The organism is Nodosilinea sp. E11 (assembly GCF_032813545.1).
Taxonomy (GTDB): domain Bacteria; phylum Cyanobacteriota; class Cyanobacteriia; order Phormidesmidales; family Phormidesmidaceae; genus Nodosilinea.
This window is the reverse complement of sequence record NZ_CP136520.1, coordinates 4,617,379-4,636,304: the sequence shown is the minus strand read 5'-3', so window position 1 is coordinate 4,636,304 and position 18,926 is coordinate 4,617,379. Positions and strand designations below refer to the sequence as shown.

Genomic DNA, 18,926 nt, shown 5'->3' with positions numbered 1-18,926 from the left:
TTCTTTTGCCGCGATCGCCTCACAGTAGCGGCAGTCGCGGCAGTAGCGGCAGTCGCGGCAGCGATCGCACCATCGCTTCAGGGCAATTTCCGCAGTAACTTAGAGGGTTGTAGCCAACGGTATGGGCAGCCTATCGTTGGGCGATGCCATCTAGAGACTGCGGCCTTAAATTTTCCATGCCCTAGGGTCAGTCAAAGAGCATTCAAAACAGTTCACTATACACTAAGGGCAAACTAAGGACGACTTGAGCATCTTAGGTAAAGCGGCTGAGCACACCCCCTGGGCTGGTGCTACCCGCCCCAAAAATTTGTGATGTGCTAGATGAGCAAGCAGAGTTGGGCAGAACCGAGCAGGCCGCAGCAGAATAGGGGCAGTGACCCCTTAGGCCGCAGATAGGGGAGCAGGGAGCGAAAAAGAATCATTGTGATGGGGAGGAGATAGAGCAGGGATGAGCGATCGCCGCCTACTAATTCTGGATGACGACCCCATGATCGGGGAAACCATTCAGCGGATTGCCGAATTTGCTGGGCTAGAGGTGCACTTTACCCCCGACCCCACCCGGTTCTTCAGCCTGCTGCACGAGTGGCAGCCCACCCACATTGCCCTCGATCTAGTCATGCCAGCCATGGATGGGTTGCAGGTGATGGCCAAGCTGGCTAAGCTGTCGTGCCGAGCCAGAATTATTATCACCAGCGGCGTAGGTAGTCGAGTACTCGACGCTGCCGGACGCTCAGCCGCCGAGCACGGCCTCGACATTGTTGGGGTGTTGGCCAAGCCCTTTTCACCGACCCAACTGCGAGACCTGTTGGTAGGTCATACCGCCAGTGCCCCTGAGCCACCCAGCGCAGCAGCAGCCCCTGATCCCCTTCAATGCCCCGAGCTCACCGTAGCCGACCTTGAGCAAGCCCTTGACCGACGGGAGTTTGTGCTGGCCTACCAACCCAAGGTACTATGCACCACTGGCGAACTGGCGGGGTTTGAGGCCCTAGTGCGGTGGGCGCATCCCACCTATGGCCTGCTGCTGCCGGGGCGCTTTATTCCGCTGGCCGAAAGCTGCGATCTGATTGATCCCCTCACAGACCAGGTGATTGATCAGGCGCTGGCCTGGTTTAGGTCATTCTGTGGCCAGACTAAGCCAAACGGGGCCAGGCTGGGGTCAGAAACCTGCGATCGCCTCGTGCTGTCGGTCAATATCTCGGCCCGTACTCTAGGTAATGGCACCCTGTTTGAACGGGTCTATGAGCAATGCCAGGCCCAAGCCCTCGACCCCACCCGGCTAATTTTTGAACTCACCGAAACCAGCGCTATGGATGACCCTGTAGCCTCCCTCGATCTACTGACTCGCCTGCGGATGATTGGCTTTCATCTGTCCATTGACGACTTCGGCACCGGCTTTTCGTCAATGTTGCAATTGGTGCGGCTACCGTTTTCAGAAATTAAGGTCGATAAATCCTTTGTCATGACGGCGATGAATTCTCAGGAGTCACGCACGGTGGTGAAATTTATTGTCGATCTGGGCCATAGTCTGGGGCTACGCTGCACCGCTGAGGGCGTCGAAGATGCTCAAACCCTAGACTACCTAACTGAAATTGGCTGCGATTTGGCCCAGGGCTACCACATCGCTCGCCCCATGGCGAGCGATGTGCTTTGGACCTGGCTCTCTTCACGCTAGGTCGGTCAATACTCAATCGAGCAGGTCGCTGGGTTACCCCGCCACTACAAAATTGACCAGCTTGCCCGGTACCACAATCACCTTTTTGATCTCTTTACCCGTCAGGTAGCGCTGGGCCGCCTCTGACTCGCGGGCATATTTTTCGAGGGCCGCTTTGTCCGAGTCGGCAGGGACCTCCAAGGTGCCGCGCGTTTTGCCCATAATCTGGATCACTAAAGTAATCTCATCCACGACCAGGGCAGTGGGGTCAAAGACGGGCCAGGGGGCACGGTGGATAGAGTCTTCGTTGCCCAGCTGGTGCCAGAGTTCATCGGCCAGATGGGGGGCAAAGGGAGCCAGCAGCAGCACCAAGGCTCGCACCCCCTCGGTATAAACTGGAGACTCTTTGGCCGCAGAATCGGTTAGCGCATTACTGAGCTTCATTAGCTCCGAGACGGCGGTGTTGAACTGGTAGTCGCCGTCGATGTCTTCGGTAATTGCCTGAATGGCAGTATGAATGGCGCGACGCAGGGTTTTCTCGTCCTTAGAGAGATCGGCGGAGTCGGGTAGGGGCGCACGGCTGTGCGCCCCTACGGTGTTGATGTATTCGGTGACCAGCCGCCACACCCGATTGAGAAAGCGGAACTGCCCCTCCACGTCAGCGTCGTCCCACTCCAGATCTTTCTCAGGGGGCGCTTTGAAGAGAATAAACATGCGGGCGGTGTCGGCCCCGTATTTGGTCAGCACCGCCTTGGGGTCAACGCCGTTGTACTTCGACTTCGACATTTTTTCGTAAAACACCTCCAGGGTATCGCCGGTGTCAGGGTCGACTGGATTCGTCGGATCAGCAACATCCTCAGGGGCGACGTATCTGCCGGTTTTTGGGTTTTTGTAGGCGGTGTTTTGCACCATGCCCTGGGTCAGCAGCCGCTGGAAGGGTTCGTCGCAGGACAGCAGACCGCGATCGCGCAGCACCTTGGTAATAAACCGCGAGTACAGCAGGTGCAAAATGGCGTGCTCAATGCCGCCCACATACTGGTCTACGGGCATCCAGCCGTTGGCCTTGATTGAGTCAAAGGCTTGCTCGGGATTCTTTGCATCGGTGTAGCGCAAAAAGTACCAGGACGAGTCAATAAACGTGTCCATGGTGTCGGTTTCGCGCCGGGCAGGGCGGTTACAAGCCGGGCAAGGCACATTTACCCAGTGCTCTAGCTGAGCCAAGGGCGACGCACCCCGCCCCGAAAACTCTACATCTTCGGGCAGGGTGACGGGTAGCTGCTCATCGGGCACGGGCACAATGCCGCACTCGGGGCAGTGCACCACCGGAATTGGCACTCCCCAGTAGCGCTGGCGGGAGATTAGCCAGTCGCGCAGGCGGTAGTTGGCCTCGCCCTGCCCCTTTTCGTTGGCTTCTAGCCAGGCGATCGCCGCTGCCACGCTCTGCCCCTCACCCTTGCCAGCCGGGGTTCCGTCCAGGGGCCCAGAGTTGACCATCACCCCTTCTCCCGCCCAGGCGGTAGTCATGGTGTCGCCATTGAGGGTGTCCCCCTCCGGCTGTACCACCACCGTCACCGGCAGATTAAACTTGCGGGCAAACTCAAAGTCGCGCTGGTCGTGGGCGGGCACCGCCATAATCGCCCCGGTGCCATAACCCATCAGCACGTAGTCGGCAATCCAGATCGGGATTTTGGCCCCGTTCACGGGGTTCACGGCGTAGCTACCGGTCCACACGCCGGTTTTTTCGCGGTCTTCGGCGGTGCGATCGATCTCGCTCTTGGCGGCGGCGGCTTTGCGGTAGTCATCTACGGCAGCGACGCGATCGGGGGCGGTCAGCTTTTCGACCAAAGGATGCTCGGGCGACAGCACCATAAAGGTAGCCCCCCACAGGGTGTCAGGCCGGGTAGTAAACACCGGCAGGGCATCGCCCGCCTCGGTGGTAAACACGACCTGAGCACCAGTCGATTTGCCAATCCAGTTGGCCTGCATGGTGCGTACCCGCTCGGGCCAGCCGGGCAGCTTGTCTAGGTCTTGCAGCAGCTCCTCAGCGTAGTCGGTAATTTTGAGGAACCACTGGCGCAGCAGTTTTTTCTCGACCAGGGCACCCGATCGCCAGGATTTACCCTCGCTATCCACCTGTTCGTTGGCCAGCACTGTCTGGTCGATAGGGTCCCAGTTGACTGCGGCCTCTTTCTGGTAGGCCAGGCCCATCGTCAACATTTGAATAAAGATCCACTGGGTCCAGCGGTAGTAGTCCGGCGCACAGGTGGCCACCTCCCGATCCCAGTCGTAGGAGAGGCCCAGCTCTTGCAGTTGCGCCCTCATCTGGTCAATGTTTTGGTAGGTCCACTGGGCGGGGTGAACACCGCGATCGATCGCCGCATTCTCGGCGGGCAACCCAAAGGCATCCCAGCCCATGGGGTGCAACACCCGGTAGCCCTGCATGCGCCGCACCCGCGCCACCACGTCGGTAATGGTGTAGTTGCGCACGTGGCCCATGTGCAGGTTTCCTGACGGGTACGGAAACATCGACAGGGCGTAGAACTTCGGCTGATCGGGGTTTTCTATGGCTTTGTCTAGCCCCTGCTCGGCCCAAACCTGCTGCCACTTCTGCTCGATCTCTGCGGGGTTGTATTTGGACTCCACCGTCCCTGGCTCCTACTGCTGCACTGCTGCGATGTTCCCCATGATAGACGGGAGTGGGAGGGGGATTGCAAAGATTAGTGGATGCTGCGATCGCAGCGTCCACTAATCTTTAATTTCATCGGCAAAGCTGGCCCGGCGCTTAAACATAAACGGCCCTGCCAGCGACCCCCACAGATGCTCATTGGTCTCCGGGTCGCGGCCCCGGTCCCAGCTGATGAACTGGTCGGCATCGATTTCAAACTCACTGTCTAAGTAGGTGAGCTTGCCATTGCGGGTGACCATACAGGCGTTGCCCGGTTCTACCGCGCCCTTAAAGCTGTGGCCGGTCCAATGAACGATCATGTTGCAGCCAGGAGTTTTCTCAAAGTGGTCGGGGGTGAGTTTGGCGAGCTGATCTAGGTCACGAGACGCACCGTAAAAGGCTTCGCCCTGGGGCAGGGTGTAGTTCTCAATTAAAATGTGGTCGCCCTGGGCGCTGAGCCGCATGCCGCGAGCCCGGTAGGGCTGGTTAATCTGAAAATCGTAGGCTTGCTCAATGTAGAAGCCTAGGCCATTTAAAGTCTCGGTGGGCAGGGGGCGCATGCAGACGCGAATGTGGGCAAACAGGGGCGGGTTGTCGAAGGCCTGTTGCTGATTACTAAAGTCTGCCGCCATCCAGCGGGCCAGGGTGTGAATATCGGTGGCGTGGGTCATGGATGGGTGTAGAAAGCGTCATGGTAAGGTTGACCCTAGTTTACAGGGTCGGCGGTGTCGCCCTGGGAGAATGCTGGCATGAAGAAGCTCCATATCGCTCTGTCTACTGAGGACATTGCCGCCTCTGTGGCCGATTATTCGGTCCGTTTGGGCTGCCATCCCGATCTGGTGGTCGAGGGAATTTATGCCCTTTGGCGGACGGACCAACTCAATCTTTCAATTCGTCAGGCGGCTGGAGTGCCACCGGGGCAGCTGCGCCACCTAGGCTGGGAGGATGACGAGGCTGAGTCATTTTCAATGGATAAAGATGTTAACGGCATTATCTGGGAGCGCTTTGCCGCCCACCACCAGGCTGATGAGATCAACGAGATCTGGCCAGAAACGAACTATCGGGTTGAAACTGGAGCGGGAGAATAACTCGCGGCGGGGCGATCGCGTTTCAACGGCGCTCTGCTCTGCAACTTTGCTTCACCCCGCGCTGATCAGCTTAGACAATGCCGAGATCTGGCTTCCACTCAATTACCCCACGGAATCTTTGCGATGACAACTAACCCCACAGCTGAGACCTTTGACCTGCGTATCGAACTGCTCGACAGCGATCCGCCGATCTGGCGACAGGTGTGCCTTCGGGGTGATGCCTCCTTGGAGGCGCTGCACCAGGTGTTGGCGGCAGCGATGGGGTGGTCTGGGGAGGCCGATCACGTCATTAAAGGGCAAGGGCAAAGTCTGAAAAATGGTGAGGAAAGAACCCTCTCTACCCTGCTTACCCAGCCCGGCGACAGCCTGATCTATACCTACGCCCCAGCCCAAGGCTGGCTGCATAAGGTTACTCTCGAATCTGTCACCCTTGAATCGATTGACTCTGCTCAAGGCGCGGTGCCCCGCTGCACCGCCGGAGAGCGCCAGTGCCCGCCCGAATTTTGCCAGGGCGTGTGGGACTATGTCGATCTGCTCGATCGCCTCAGCGATAGCGGCGATCCTGACGAAGTCGATGCCCTCTGGCAAAAAGTCGGCTACGACTTTGACCCTGAATACTTTGATCTGGCCGCCGCCAATCAGCGCTTGCAGGAGCGATCGCAGTTACCCACCAGCTAGTAGTTTGCCAAACGACGGGTCAGTGGGGGTCACGGTTCGCGGTTCGCGGTTGACCGTGAACCCACTATATAAACCACAGATTCCGTCAGCACCAGCTTGACTAACTGTTAACCCTCCTATCGGCTTATACCATCAGCACCGCCCGGTAGCGAACTTTGTTGTCTATCACCCGCTGAAGTACCTCATTCACCTGGTCTAACGGAAACGTTTCAACCAGGGGTTGAATGCCGAATTTCTCTACCACCTGGAGCATTTCCATAATCACGGCGGGGCTGCCGATTTCAGACCCCATGATGCGGCGCTGTTTTGAGGTCAGCGGTGTAATTGGAATGGTCAGCGGTTCATTGGGAATCCCCACAAACACGAAGGTGCCGTTGGAGTCGAGATAGTTCACGTAGCCCAGCCAGTCGAGGGCCTGGTTGGCCGTGTTGATGATGATATTCAGCTTGTTGGCTGGCAAAGGAGGAGAACCCCCAGGTGGCACCAAAATGGCCTCATGGGCACCCAACTGGGTGGCAAACTCTGCCTTGTCAGCGGAGGTGGTAAATACGGTCACTCGATTGCCTAGGCGGCTGGCAAACTGAACGGCCAAATGGCCTAGGCCGCCGATGCCAATCACGCCGATCTCTTGCCCCGAGGTCATCCCCGCATTGCGTAACCCGGCATAAACGGTGACCCCACCGCAAAGAATTGGCCCGGCGGCCTCATCTGAGACCCCCGACGGCAACGTAAACGCAAAGCGCGAATCGACCACCATGTAATCGGCAAAGCCACCATAGCCGCTGACAATTAGCCCTTCAGCCTGATCGCAGAGGTTGTGGTTGCCTCTCAAGCAATCTAGGCAGTGCATGCAGGCGGCTTGCTGCCACCCGACACCCACGCGATCGCCCCGCTGCAAGTGGGTGACTAGAGAGCCAGTCTCAACCACCTCGCCGATCACCTCATGGCCTGGCACCAGCGGGTAGCGCGACAGGCCCCAGTCGTTGTGGATCATGTGAATGTCAGAATGGCAAATGCCACAGGCCAGCACTTTAATGGCGCAATCGAAGGGCTTCAGCGGTGCCGCTGCAAAGCTAAAGGGTTGCAGCGTGGCACCGGGTTCGAGCGCGGCTAGGGCATTGATTTGCATAGTTTTTCTGAAGGCAATTTCTTTGGGGCGATTTCAGATATTGGCACTATCTCCCAGGTCGCTTGTGTAGCCTAGGCAGCGATCGCACCTCTAAACTGCATCTCGAATGTCGGCCACCAGCGCATCGATCGCCTCGGTAGTCGTGTTCCATGCGCACATTAGCCGCGCTCCATCGGTGCCAATAAAGGTATAAAACTTCCAGCCCCGGCGGTAGAGCTCGTCCGTTAAAGCCTGGGGCATTTGCACAAACACCCCATTGGCCTGGCGGGGAAACAGCATTTTCAGCTCAGGAATTCCCTGAAGCTGCTGCTCTAGATAGGCGGCCATCCGGTTGGCGTGGGCAGCGTTGCGCAGCCAGGCTCCGGTTTCTAGCAGCCCCAGCCAAGGGGCCGAGATAAACCGCATTTTGGAGCACAGCTGCCCTGCCTGCTTGCAGCGGTAGGCAAAATCTTCGGCCAGCGCTTTGTCAAAAAACAAAATGGCTTCGCCAATGCCCATGCCGTTTTTGGTGCCGCAGCAGCACAGCACATCAATGCCCGCCCGCCAGGTAAGTTCGGCTGGAGTTTTGCCCGAGGTCACCAATGCGTTGGCAAAGCGCGCCCCATCCATATGCACTTTGAGGCCATAGCGGCGAGCCAGGTCGCTGAGGGCCGCCAGTTCATCGACGGTATAGAGGGTGCCCACTTCGGTGGCCTGGGTGAGGCTAATCACCTTAGGTTTGGGGTAGTGAATGTCGGTACGCTTAGTGATTAGCTGCTCTACGTGGGTCGGGTCAAGCTTGCCATTGTCGCCCTGGGCCAGCAGCAGCTTCGAGCCGTTGCTGGCAAACTCGGGCGCACCGCACTCGTCGGTTTCCACATGGGCCAGCTCGTGGCAAATAACGCTGTGGTACGACTGGCATAGTGACGCCAGGGTGAGCGAGTTGGCCGCCGTGCCGTTGAAAACAAAAAACACGTCGCAGTCGGTTTCAAAAATATCCCGAAATTTGTCGGTGGCGCTTTGGGTCCACTCGTCATCGCCGTAGGCAGGCACATCCCCCTGATTCGCGGTTAGCAGGTAGTCTAGTGCCTCGGGGCAAATGCCAGAATAGTTGTCGCTGGCAAACTGAATGGGGCGCGGGGTCGGTGGGGCAGTGATCATAGCGTCAATGGGGTTAAGGGTGTTTTGAGGATAGCCTGGGGCGCGATCGCTGTCTGTCAGGCTTTGCCAACGCGCAGCGGCTCCAGAAAATCAACGGATTTAACAAGGTAAGGGGGCAAGGTGGACAGAATCTGGCAGTGGGCCAGGGCCGAGGGTGATGACGGGGGGATGGAGTAAGATTGGAGAGCTACAAAAGCGTTAGACCACAACGGGATTGGGGATCGGGCTATGGCGGATGGGTTGCGCTGGATTGGGTTGACGGCGGCAGCGGCGGGGGTGTTGGTAGCCCTCAACGGCGGTAGCTTGGCTCCGTTGGGGAGCGCACCTGCCCAGGCCCAAGATGGCGGTAGCATTACGCTGCGATCGGACATTCAAGAGGCTAATGCTGCCACGGGCATCATCACGGCTCGCGGCAATGTGCAGATTGACTACCCTAGCCGCAGCATTCAGGCCACCTCTGCCCAGGCCGACTATTTCAGCAATGAGCAGCGCATTGTGCTCAGCGGCAACGTTGTTGTCACCCAGGAGGGCAACACACTGCGGGCCGAGGTCGTGACCTATCTCATTGAAGAAGACCGTTTTGTGGCCACCCCCCGCCCCAATGCTCAGGTCGAGGCCGTTTATACGCTACCCGCCGCCCCTCCTAGACCCGCTCAGGACGGAGGAACTACCGATCGCCCACCTACCCCCCGTCCACCTACGGTGCTTGATGTCAGCCCGGTTGCCCCTGCGCCCCAACCGACTGCGCCCTAAGTACATGATCTAAATTGTCTTGACGCGCTAACCCTCTGCCCATAAGCGCTTGATTGAGCCCTAAAGCTGCCCTTCACAGGTGAATCGCGCCTGTGAAGGGCTAGCGTGCCCATAAACGCGTCTACGGGTGAGGGGTCTGAGCCACTTTAGCCCTGGCAACCACAGTGCTAGGCTGCATAGGTTGTTTGTGTAGGCTATTTTGTGTGTTGTCATCCCCCTAAAGGTAGGTTTCAGTTTATCTTGCCTTTATTCAGGCCTCGGAAATAAAGAATATTGTGAAAAGTGGTCTTTCTAGGTTGGCGATCGCAGTAACCAGCCCAGATATGATGAGGCCAACACATGTCGTAGCACAATAAAACCGCTTTAGGTTTTCTGTGCGTTGGGTGTTTCCCTGGCTAAGTTGAAATTTATCGCCTAGCTCATTGGCTGGATAATTGCTTCCAGAACTGCATCCCAACTAGGAGCATCTGCACCAAAAAACATTTTTTAGGACCTGCTTAGGTCTGTAAATTTTAACTGCCAAAACAAGGCTAAGCAGGCTCGGCGTTGTTTTGTGGTGAGTTTTTTCTGCGGCCTGAGTAACGCAGGATGAGTTTTAAATTGTGCAGATGTTACTGATATCTGCCCTATTGTTGTGCATCAAAAAATAAATTTCTTAGTTCCTGTTCATCATTTCTGAATAAAATTTCATCATTCAAGCCAACATGCTTACTCACTTTTTACGTCTCCCAAGCCCATCAAAATCGGTGCCTAGGGTTAGCATTTTAGCTAAATTAACTAGAAAGATTCAGTCAAGTCTGCGACTTCTGCGGGGCGATCCTCGATTTTTAGCGATGAGTTGGTTGGCCCGCTTCATTGTGGTACGGGAGTGGGTAGCCAATCGCGGCAGCTACCGGGCTCCAGCGGCAATTGATGCGGCGGCAATTCAAGCAGCCGAGGGTGGTGCCTTAGAAAGTCCTACCCAAGTAGCTGAAATTATGCAAAGCCAGGGGTATTACGTTGGGTTTGCGCTTCAAAATTGTATTCTGCAAGATTTACTCACCTTCGCGGAGACTATGCCTTGCTATACCAATCGCAATCCGGCTCTGCCCTTTTTTATTAAACATAGAGAGCAGTGTGAGCAAAAACTAGATGCTCCGCTGCTGGTAGCAAGTTATTTAGACAGCCACGAGGCGTGCAATGCCTATCAAAGACTCAAAACCGATCCTTACCTACTGGCTGTGGCCAGCCAGTACCTCAACCATCCAGCCGTTTACCTGCGTGGCGAATTGGCTTGGGGAATTCCGGCTCCCAATACACTGACTGAAAAGATCAATATGGCGCGAGTTTATCACTGCGACATAAATGACTTTAAAACGGTTAAATTTTTCTTTTACCTCACGGATGTGGGGGAGGGTGAAGGCCCCCATGCTTATATTAGAGGCACTCACCGCCATCGGCAGCTGGGCCACCAGTGGATCGGTCAGGGCTGTGCAGCTATTGATGATGAAGTTCTGCTAGAAACCTATGGACGCGATCGCGTCCATGTGGTGACCGGGCCAGCGGGGCTAGGCTTTGCTGGAGATCCTTACTGCCTACACAAAGGGAGCGTACCGTACCAAAAACCCCGGCTGCTGTTACAGCTTGAGTTTGGCATTTACCCTTACCGCATTTGGTACTTTTAGAGTTTGCTATGCTTGAGCTGCCTAACGCTGATACGAATGACGGGGTAGTCTGTCGTTTTTAAAACAACCGTTGCAGACCACGGGTTGTAGCACCCCGATGGCTTGGAGTTTCCAGCGTCAAACCATACCAGATCAGGATACAGATAATGGCGATCGCTCAACTCGATACTCCTGCACAGACATCCCCCAACGTTGCCTACTTGGTCAATCAGTACCCCAAGGTCAGTCATAGCTTTATTCGTCGTGAAATTGCGGCCCTTGAAGCTCAGGGGCTAACGATAGCCAGGTTTTCAATTCGCTCCTGTGCCGATGAACTGGTAGACCCCGACGACATCAAAGAGCTAGCCAAAACTCAGATTGTGCTAGACCATCCCCGGTCTAAGCTACTGCTTACCATCGCCCGGGTTGTGCTACAACGACCCATGGCGTTTGTGGCCGCCCTTAGCTTAGCCTTTCAGCTTGGTTTGAAGGATGAATCGGGGCCGTTGTATCACCTGGCCTATCTGGCCGAAGCCTGCGTGCTGCTGGCCTGGTTTGAGGCCGCCAACATTGACCATGTGCACGCCCACTTTGGCACCAACTCAACGACCGTAGCTATGCTGTGCCATGCCCTGGGTGGGCCACGCTACAGCTTTACGGTGCATGGGCCAGAGGAGTTTGACAAGGTGAGGGCGATCTCACTGGCCGAAAAAATCAGGCGTGCCAGTTTTGTGGTGGCGATTAGCTCCTTCGGCAAGAGCCAGTTGTATCGCTGGACGGCCCTGGAGGACTGGCCCAAGATTCAGGTTGTGCACTGCGGGCTTGACCAGGCATTTCTCGCCCAAGACTATACGCCCATTCCGGAGCAGCGCCACCTGGTCTGTGTGGGGCGGCTCAGCGCTCAGAAAGGCCATCTGCTGTTGCTGGAAGCCGTCAGGCAGCTGGTGGAGGCTGGCTATCGGTTTACGGTGACGCTGGTGGGCGATGGCGAAATGCGATCGCAGGTCGAAGAGCTACTGGTCACCTACGGTCTACAAGACTGCGTTTCGATTACGGGCTGGGCTGCCAGTCAGGAGGTTAAAGCTCAGCTCCTCAAGGCCCAAGCGCTGGTGCTGCCCAGTTTTGCCGAAGGCCTGCCCGTGGTGATTATGGAGGCTCTGGCCCTAGGACGACCCGTAATTACGACCTCGATTGCCGGCATTCCTGAACTGGTAGAGACGGGGGTAAATGGCTGGCTGGTTGTTCCCGGATCGGTTGAATCGCTGGTCGAGGCTATGGGCGCTGCCCTCAACACCTCGCCAGCAGAGCTAGAGCAGATGGGCCAGGCGGGTATCAAAAAAGTGGCCCAGCAGCACAACATTGACCAGGAGGCTGCCCATCTGGCGCGACTTTTTGTCAAAAGCGGTCTCAGCTAGATAGGTTTTGTGCGTTCATGGGGCCTGGTGCGTAGGACATCAATGTCCTGGCCTGACCCATTGGGGTGACCACTTAGAGTAGGGAATAGCTTTGATACAATTTACGAAGCTCAATCAAACCCTACCGGCCTAGGCTCGCCCTTGAAAATCGTACTCGACAATGTTCAAAAGACCTATGGCAAGCGTCAGGTGGTTAACCGCGTTAGCCTGTCGGTGGCCCAGGGCGAAATTGTCGGGCTGCTGGGGCCAAACGGGGCGGGCAAGACCACGACGTTTTATATGGCCACAGGGCTAGAGCGGCCCGACGGCGGCAAGGTTTGTCTAGACCAGATCGACATTACCGATTTGCCCATGCACCAGCGGGCACGCCTGGGCATCGGCTATCTGGCCCAGGAGCCGAGTATTTTTCGCAATTTGTCGGTAGCCGACAATATTTTGCTGGTGATGCAGCAGACGCGGGTGCCCCCAGACGAATACGGCGATCGCCTGCAAGACCTGCTCAAAGAATTTCGCCTTGAGAAAGTAGCCAACACCCTAGGTATTCAGGTGTCGGGGGGGGAGCGGCGGCGCACAGAGTTGGCCCGATCGCTGGCATCTGGCCCCGAAGGCCCCAGCTTTTTATTTCTCGATGAGCCCTTTGCGGGGGTAGACCCGATCGCCGTGGCCGAGATTCAGGAGATTGTCTCGAAGCTGCGCGATCGCGACATGGGCATTCTCATCACCGATCACAACGTGCGCGAAACCCTGCGGATTATTGATCGGGCTTACATTATGAGTGACGGGCAAATTCTGGCCTCTGGCAACGCCGATGACCTCTCAAACAACCCCCTGGTACGCGAACACTACCTCGGCAAAGACTTCGCCATTTAGCGACCCGCTATGCTGAAGTTGTTGGCCTGCGCCTTTTCGCCCTCCCGTCCTTACCCCTGACCTATGGCCTCAGCCCCCTCTACCCCCTACTCCCGCCCCCGCCTTGGCTTATCGATCCTGACAGTGATGGATCGCTACATTGCCAAAGAGCTGACCATGCCGTTTTTGTTTGGGGTAGGTGCGTTCTCGTCCATTGGTATTTCCATTGGGGCGCTGTTCGAGCTGATTCGCCGCATTACCGAGTCGGGGCTGGCGATTACCCTGGCGGTGCAGATTTTTGTGCTCAAACTGCCCGAATTCATTGTGCTGGCCTTCCCCATGTCAACACTGCTGGCCACCATGATGACCTACAGCCGCTTCTCCAGCGACAGTGAGCTGATTGCCCTGCGAGGGGTAGGGGTGAGCATTCGCCGCATTATTACCCCAGCGGTGGTGCTGAGCCTGCTGGTGACGGGGCTGACCTTTGTGTTTAACGAACTGATTACCCCCGCCGCTAACTATCGGGCTGCCATCACCCTGGAGCAAGCGCTCAAATCTGAGCGCCCCCCCTTTCAAGAGCGCAACATTTTCTACCAGGAGTTTCAGCCCGCCCAAGACAACCCCGAGGCTCAAGAACTCAAGCGCCAGTTCTACGCCCGCCGCTTTGACGGCACCACCATGCACGGGCTGACCATTCTCGACTTTTCCCAGGAGGGGCTGAACCAGGTGGTCAGTGCCGAGTCGGCCAACTGGGATGTGGAGAAAAACACCTGGACCTTCTACGACGGCACCATCTACGTTGTCGCCCCCGACGGGTCATTTCGCAACATCATTACCTTCGAAACCCAGGAATTGCAGCTACCGCGTACCCCTCTCGACCTGGCGGGCCGCACTAAAAACGACACCGAAATGAACATTGCTGAGGCTACCGAGCAGCTGGAGCTGGTACGCCAAAGCGGCGACGAAAAGCTGATCCGCCGCTGGCAGATTCGCATTATGCAGAAGTATGCTCTGCCCTTTGTGTGTGTGGTGTTTGGGCTAGTAGGAGCCTCGATTGGGGTGCTGCCCCAGCGCACTAGCCGTGCCACCAGCTTTGGCATCAGCATTGTGATTATTTTTGGCTACTACCTGCTGTCGTTTATCACCAACGCCATGGGTGAGGTGGGCGTGCTGTCGCCATTTCTGTCGGCCTGGTTACCTACACTGCTGGGGCTGGCGATCGGTATTTACCTGCTGCTGCGGGCGTCTAAATAGGGTGCAAGGTTTCAGGTCTTAGGTTTCAGGCAGACCCTGAAACCTAAGACATTGCACCCTATCTTCGATCCCAGATTTGAGCCAGCCACCTTAGAAGAAAAATCCGTCTTGCTCAATTTCTTCGATGGTTTGCAGGCCACGGGTATCGCCCACCTTCAGCAGAGCCGTACGGGCGTCTTCACGAACGCCCAGGTCATCTTCTTCGGCAAAACTTTCAATGAGTGCGTCGATCGCCGTGTGATAGACCACGTTGGAGGGAAGCTCTCGGCAGAGTTGACCTACAGCCCAGGCACAGTTGCTGCGCACCGCCGGTACTGGGTCGCGGCGCAACCCCTCTATCAGGGGAGGAATGGCAATAATCACCGACTCATAGCCCACCTGGGCCATTTGGGCTAGGGCGCTGGCTGCCCAGAGCCGCACCGCCGAAATGTCAGTCCTTAGAGCTTCGATCAGCGGCATCAGCGATCGCGCGTCGTGGGAGTTGCCCAAGGCCCAAACTAGCCCCTTGCGCACATAGCCATTCCAGTCAGTGGAGAGCTGGGTAATCAACGGGTCTACCGCCGACTCATGGGTATTACGGCCCAGGGCGTAGGCAGCGCTGACCCGCACCAGCGGGCAAAGATCGGTGAGCAGCGCCGTCAAAGGTGCCACTGCCCGCCCGTCTTCTACTTCGCAAAAAGCTCGCGCCGCCAGCATCCGCTGCTGCGGATCAGGAGCTGTCAGCAGGGGCAACATAGCGTCCGGATCGTACTGGGGAGTCTGCTCCTCGTCCACGGGGCCGAGGGCATCGAGGGGGTCGGCAAACTCCAGATCTGGGTTCAGGGTAGTGAGATCGTCGTCATACATAGGGCTACTTTATCTGGTTGTGCCGCACTTTTAGCGCCAGGGGGCAGCCTCTGCAAACTTTCGTTAAGCAAGGCCAAGCAGGCGGGCTTTTACGGCTGTTGAGAAACTGAGTAGGTGGGCTGCACTACACCACTGGTCAGCCGTCGGGGGTGGCGATCAAGCCAGCCAAATGAGTGGCACTGTAAAGAACAAGGTCGAGCATTGTGGGTAAGACAGAGCGGCAGTAGTTGGAGTATCAGCGATCGCCGTTATGATCTCGCCCTGCTTGGGAGAGATGCCCGTCACGGGTCTGAGTAGACCTGAAGACATTCCGAAGAATATCCGTAGTTCCCCTTGGTCTGCCAAGGTAGTCGTTAGGATGAGGGCATCAACGGGTCTGACACCTCTAACGGCGAGGACAATGCTCCATCGAGAGAGCAATGCTTCATCCCCACTGACCCGCTACGATCGCATTAGTGGATCAGAATTTTGCCAGACCCAAACAACAACTCCGGCGACGTAATCAAGAGTATGGCAGCTATGGCTTCTCAAACCCAGATTAGAAATTATTTGGCCCACTGGTTTCAGCTAGGTAAACCGGTGGTGCTAGCCGGGAACCGGGGAGAGTGTTTGCCCGAGCCCATCTTCCAAAATGGTCAATACAGTCAGTCCTTTGAAGATTGCTGGCACCAGATTATGGTGACCAGCGGTCAAGATTGTTATCTCAAGGGCACCTCTCAGAGCATTGCGGCCATGCTGTCGCCCACCTGGGAGATTACAGCCTGCGCCCGCTGCGAAATGCCGATTGCCGTTCCCACCGCAGGCACCATGACCGAACTCTGCCCCTGTAACGATCTGCCCACCTGGCCCAATGCCGACGTGCCCATGCCCCGCACCGCCGTCAATGACCAGCGCCAGTTGACCGATTTGCGCCAGCGATTAGACCGAGCCCAAGAACGTTCCGTTGCGCCATCCCGAGACTAACTCCCCGAGACCCATCCCCTAGAAGCGCTAAACCGAGGACGACGCCAGGATCTTTTCGTCTTGGCGAGGGATATCGTAGAGCATAAAGTCGTGGGCCATGGTGGTTTGGGGGAAAATGGCCCGCGCCTCGGCCAGCAGATCGGGCAGTTGAATGTCGTTGCCGGGGGCGTAGCGGGGGCTAAAGTGGGTCATGATCAGCTGCTTAGCCCGAGCGGCGAGAGCTACCTGGGCCGCCATCGTCGATGTAGAGTGGAGCCGCTGGTAGGCCAGGTCAGCATCTCGATGGGAAAAGGTAGCTTCGTGGATTAGCACGTCGGCGTTAGCGGCGAGATCGACAGCGCGATCGCAGTAGATGGTGTCGGTGCAGTACACTAGCTTGCGCCCCACCAGGTCTGGCCCACAGAGGTCGGCCCCATTGATGGTGCGGCCATCGGCGAGCGTGACCCGCTGCCCCTGCTTGAGCTGACCGTAGATTGGCCCTGAGGGAATTCCCAACGCCTGAGCCCGCTTGACATCAAAATGCCCTGGGCGATCGCGCTCCTCAATCCGGTAGCCGTAGGCCGGCACCCGGTGTTCTAACAGGTCGCAGGTCACCCGAAAATCATCATCCTCAAACACCAGCCCCGGCTCGACGGCGTGGATTTTAATCGGTAGCGAAAAGTGGGTTTGCGAGTAGCGGCGACTGGCTTGCAGATAGTCATTGAGGGGCTTGGGGCCATAGATATCGATGCGCTGCTGCCGGTTACCCGCCAAGCCGCAGCTGGCCAGCAGCCCCATCAGGCCAAAGATATGATCGCCGTGCATATGGGTAATAAAAATGCGGCGAATCTGGCTCGACTTAAACTCGCTGCGCAAAAACTGGTGCTGAGTACCCTCACCGCAGTCAAACAACCACACTTCAGCCCGCTGAGGCAGCCGCAGCGCTACGCTCGACACATTGCGCGCGCGGGTAGGCACGCCAGAACTGGTACCCAAAAATGTAATCTGCAACGGAATGGCCTCTAGAAGATAACGGTCTTCCCACCCACCTATCTTGCCACGCCCCTGAGTCAATGGCGGTAGTGGCGACGGAAACCTAGGGCAGAGGCTATGATCAACGCAGCACCGGCTTAGGAGAGGACAGTCTCCCAAGGCAACACCCAACCCGCCCCCCCCGCCCTGCCCCACCCCACCGTTGAGACAACCCTATACCCATGACACTGGCAACCTACTGGCTAACGTTCTTACTGTCTGGGCTGAGCCTAGGGGCCACTGATTTAGGGTTGAAAGCAGAACCGCCGGGGGTGCACTACGCCTACGCTTCCCTGGCGGTCAGTGTGCCTCAATGCCTGGCCTTGGCCGAGCAGGCTTTAATGAGCCAGGGGTTGACCCTAGAGAAAGCAGACCCCAGCAGTATTGGCGGGCGATCGGACAGCGTTACGGCAGTGCTGATCTGCATGGAGCAGCCCCAAGACACGACGGTGATCATCATTGCGGCAAGCGAAGACGATGAGCAAGCCCAGGCCCTGCGCAATGCCCTCATGCAGGGGTTTTAGACCGTGCGAATTGTGGTCTACTGCTACCGGGAGGCAGGCACTGAAATCGCTGTGTTAGCGGGCCTAGATCCAGCCCTGCTGACTTCAGTTCAACAGGTTTACACCGACATAGCCCTGCCGACCGAGCCGGGCTATCGGCCAGAGCGCGATCGCTTGCTCACCGACGTGCAGACTACCCCCACAGACCTGGTTTTAGTTGAAGCCCTAGGGGCTTTGGGCAATGACCCCGAAGAAGTAAGTACCTGGGTCGAGACCTTAGAAACTACAGGCGCTGAAGTCGTCTCGCTAAACGGTTGCCGTGTAGCCTTAGACAGCCTGCTTCAGGGGGCTGAATTGGCAAATCAGCATCGCCGCCGTCGCCTGCGAGCAGGCCATGCCCGAAACCGGCTACAGGCGTTACCTCCCCCTGGCAAGCCCCCCTACGGCTATCGCCGGGGCCAGGGCCGCTACCTGATCGATCGCGCCACCGCCCCGGTTGTTACCGCCTGTGTTAACGAATTTTTGCTCTACGGCTCCCTGCGGGGAGCGGTGCGCTTTATTGAAGGTAAATTTGGCAAGCGCATTTCAGCCTCCACGGGGCGGCGCTGGCTGACTCACCCGGTGTATCGAGGTGACCTGCAATATCAGGATGGCACCGTTCTGCGCGACACCCACGCCGCCATCATCAGCCGCGACGAGGCCGCTCAGATCGATCGCCTGCTGCGCCGCAACCGACCGTTGCCCCCCAGAACGGCAGGAGCCGCGCGATCGCTTGCCGGTCTGGTCACCTGCCAAGAGTGCAGCCAGCCCCTGACCATTTCGAAAACTACCCCACGCGGTCAAGCTAAAAGCTATCTATATTTGCGGCCCAGCGGCTGCTCACGCCGTCCGCGCTGCAAAGCCATTGCCTACGACACAGCATTACACCGCATCGTCGCCGAAATTTGCCAGGTGCTTCCCCAGGCGGTGGCCCAGTTCACCAGCCGTATCCCAGCGGGAGCCCCGGCCCCCTACACGCGGTTGCAGGCAGCGATCGACAGTAAAGAAGCGGCGATCGCTCAGCTGCCCGCCCTAGAAACCTCTGGCATTCTCGATGGCGAAACCGCCGCCCTGCGTCGCTACAAACTGCGTGGCGAAATCTCTGCCCTGCACCAGCAGTTGGCCCAGCTGCCCCCCGTCAACCTGCAAGAGCTATCGCAGTCGGTGTCGATTCCCCAGTTTTGGCTCGACCTGTCGGAGGCCGAGCGCAGGTTTTTCTTCCGCGAATTCATCCGCGACATTCAGCTTGTGCGAGATGGTGATGCTTGGCGAGTAGAGCTAGTGCTGGTATTTTGATCG

At 57.3% G+C, this 18,926-nt stretch carries 17 protein-coding genes; 11 read left to right on the top strand and 6 right to left on the bottom strand.

The genetic code is table 11. The features are described 5' to 3' along the window. The first annotated feature begins 448 nt into the window (after window positions 1–448). Entirely contained in the window at window positions 449–1,672 is a 1,224-nt protein-coding gene (locus RRF56_RS22915) for an EAL domain-containing response regulator (protein WP_317035466.1), read from the top strand. A 33-nt stretch (window positions 1,673–1,705) separates the two neighbouring features. Here RRF56_RS22915 and leuS read toward each other — a convergent pair whose 3' ends face one another. Further along, the gene (leuS, locus tag RRF56_RS22910) at window positions 1,706–4,294 is read right to left on the bottom strand and encodes a leucine--tRNA ligase (RefSeq protein WP_317035465.1); all 2,589 of its coding nucleotides are present in this window, start codon (window positions 4,292–4,294) and stop codon (window positions 1,706–1,708) included. A 102-nt stretch (window positions 4,295–4,396) separates the two neighbouring features. Then, window positions 4,397–4,987, bottom strand: a complete 591-nt coding sequence (locus RRF56_RS22905; protein ID WP_317035464.1) for a chromophore lyase CpcT/CpeT — start codon at window positions 4,985–4,987, stop codon at window positions 4,397–4,399. Between the two features lie 78 nt (window positions 4,988–5,065). Between RRF56_RS22905 and RRF56_RS22900 the strand changes: the two genes are divergently transcribed. Both RRF56_RS22900 and RRF56_RS22895 read left to right on the top strand, forming a co-directional pair. Further along, a complete protein-coding gene (locus RRF56_RS22900; RefSeq protein ID WP_317035463.1) occupies window positions 5,066–5,404 on the top strand; it encodes a hypothetical protein in 339 nt (112 codons plus the stop codon). A 123-nt stretch (window positions 5,405–5,527) separates the two neighbouring features. Beyond that, window positions 5,528–6,082: a plasmid pRiA4b ORF-3 family protein gene (locus RRF56_RS22895; RefSeq protein ID WP_317035462.1), complete on the top strand. Its 555-nt coding sequence runs from the start codon at window positions 5,528–5,530 to the stop codon at window positions 6,080–6,082. Between the two features lie 124 nt (window positions 6,083–6,206). Here the strand turns inward: RRF56_RS22895 and RRF56_RS22890 are convergent, their stop codons facing one another. Together RRF56_RS22890 and RRF56_RS22885 are read right to left on the bottom strand one after the other, a co-directional pair. Further along, entirely contained in the window at window positions 6,207–7,211 is a 1,005-nt protein-coding gene (locus RRF56_RS22890; RefSeq protein ID WP_317035461.1) for an NAD(P)-dependent alcohol dehydrogenase, read from the bottom strand. Between the two features lie 90 nt (window positions 7,212–7,301). Then, window positions 7,302–8,351, bottom strand: coding sequence for a low specificity L-threonine aldolase (locus tag RRF56_RS22885; RefSeq protein ID WP_317035460.1), 1,050 nt, complete (start codon window positions 8,349–8,351; stop codon window positions 7,302–7,304). Between the two features lie 228 nt (window positions 8,352–8,579). Here RRF56_RS22885 and RRF56_RS22880 point away from each other — a divergent pair, with 228 nt between their 5' ends. The 5 genes from RRF56_RS22880 to RRF56_RS22860 all read left to right on the top strand — a co-directional run bounded on the left by RRF56_RS22880 (window position 8,580) and on the right by RRF56_RS22860 (window position 14,265). After that, the gene (locus RRF56_RS22880; protein ID WP_317035459.1) at window positions 8,580–9,104 is read left to right on the top strand and encodes an LptA/OstA family protein; all 525 of its coding nucleotides are present in this window, start codon (window positions 8,580–8,582) and stop codon (window positions 9,102–9,104) included. Window positions 9,105–9,937: 833 nt separating this feature from the next. After that, entirely contained in the window at window positions 9,938–10,768 is an 831-nt protein-coding gene (locus tag RRF56_RS22875; RefSeq protein ID WP_317035458.1) for a hypothetical protein, read from the top strand. A gap of 146 nt (window positions 10,769–10,914) precedes the next feature. After that, complete coding sequence (locus RRF56_RS22870; protein ID WP_317035457.1) at window positions 10,915–12,162, top strand: glycosyltransferase; 1,248 nt, start codon at window positions 10,915–10,917, stop codon at window positions 12,160–12,162. Window positions 12,163–12,303: 141 nt separating this feature from the next. Further along, complete coding sequence (lptB, locus tag RRF56_RS22865) at window positions 12,304–13,032, top strand: LPS export ABC transporter ATP-binding protein (protein ID WP_317035456.1); 729 nt, start codon at window positions 12,304–12,306, stop codon at window positions 13,030–13,032. 126 nt (window positions 13,033–13,158) lie between these two features. Further along, complete coding sequence (locus RRF56_RS22860; protein WP_410510675.1) at window positions 13,159–14,265, top strand: LptF/LptG family permease; 1,107 nt, start codon at window positions 13,159–13,161, stop codon at window positions 14,263–14,265. Window positions 14,266–14,355: 90 nt separating this feature from the next. Here the strand turns inward: RRF56_RS22860 and RRF56_RS22855 are convergent, their stop codons facing one another. Then, on the bottom strand, window positions 14,356–15,111 hold the full coding sequence (locus RRF56_RS22855; protein WP_317035454.1) for a HEAT repeat domain-containing protein: 756 nt from the start codon (window positions 15,109–15,111) through the stop codon (window positions 14,356–14,358). Window positions 15,112–15,630: 519 nt separating this feature from the next. On the opposite strand from RRF56_RS22855, the gene RRF56_RS22850 reads away from it, so the two are divergent. Further along, window positions 15,631–16,074, top strand: a complete 444-nt coding sequence (locus tag RRF56_RS22850) for a hypothetical protein (RefSeq protein WP_317035453.1) — start codon at window positions 15,631–15,633, stop codon at window positions 16,072–16,074. 27 nt (window positions 16,075–16,101) lie between these two features. On the opposite strand, the gene RRF56_RS22845 is transcribed toward RRF56_RS22850, so the two are convergent. Next, window positions 16,102–17,064, bottom strand: a complete 963-nt coding sequence (locus RRF56_RS22845) for a ribonuclease Z (RefSeq protein ID WP_317035452.1) — start codon at window positions 17,062–17,064, stop codon at window positions 16,102–16,104. A gap of 203 nt (window positions 17,065–17,267) precedes the next feature. Here RRF56_RS22845 and RRF56_RS22840 point away from each other — a divergent pair, with 203 nt between their 5' ends. Together RRF56_RS22840 and RRF56_RS22835 are read left to right on the top strand one after the other, a co-directional pair. Beyond that, window positions 17,268–17,609, top strand: a complete 342-nt coding sequence (locus tag RRF56_RS22840) for a hypothetical protein (RefSeq protein ID WP_317035451.1) — start codon at window positions 17,268–17,270, stop codon at window positions 17,607–17,609. 3 nt (window positions 17,610–17,612) lie between these two features. After that, window positions 17,613–18,923, top strand: a complete 1,311-nt coding sequence (locus tag RRF56_RS22835; RefSeq protein ID WP_317035450.1) for a recombinase family protein — start codon at window positions 17,613–17,615, stop codon at window positions 18,921–18,923. The last annotated feature ends 3 nt before the right edge of the window (window positions 18,924–18,926 follow it).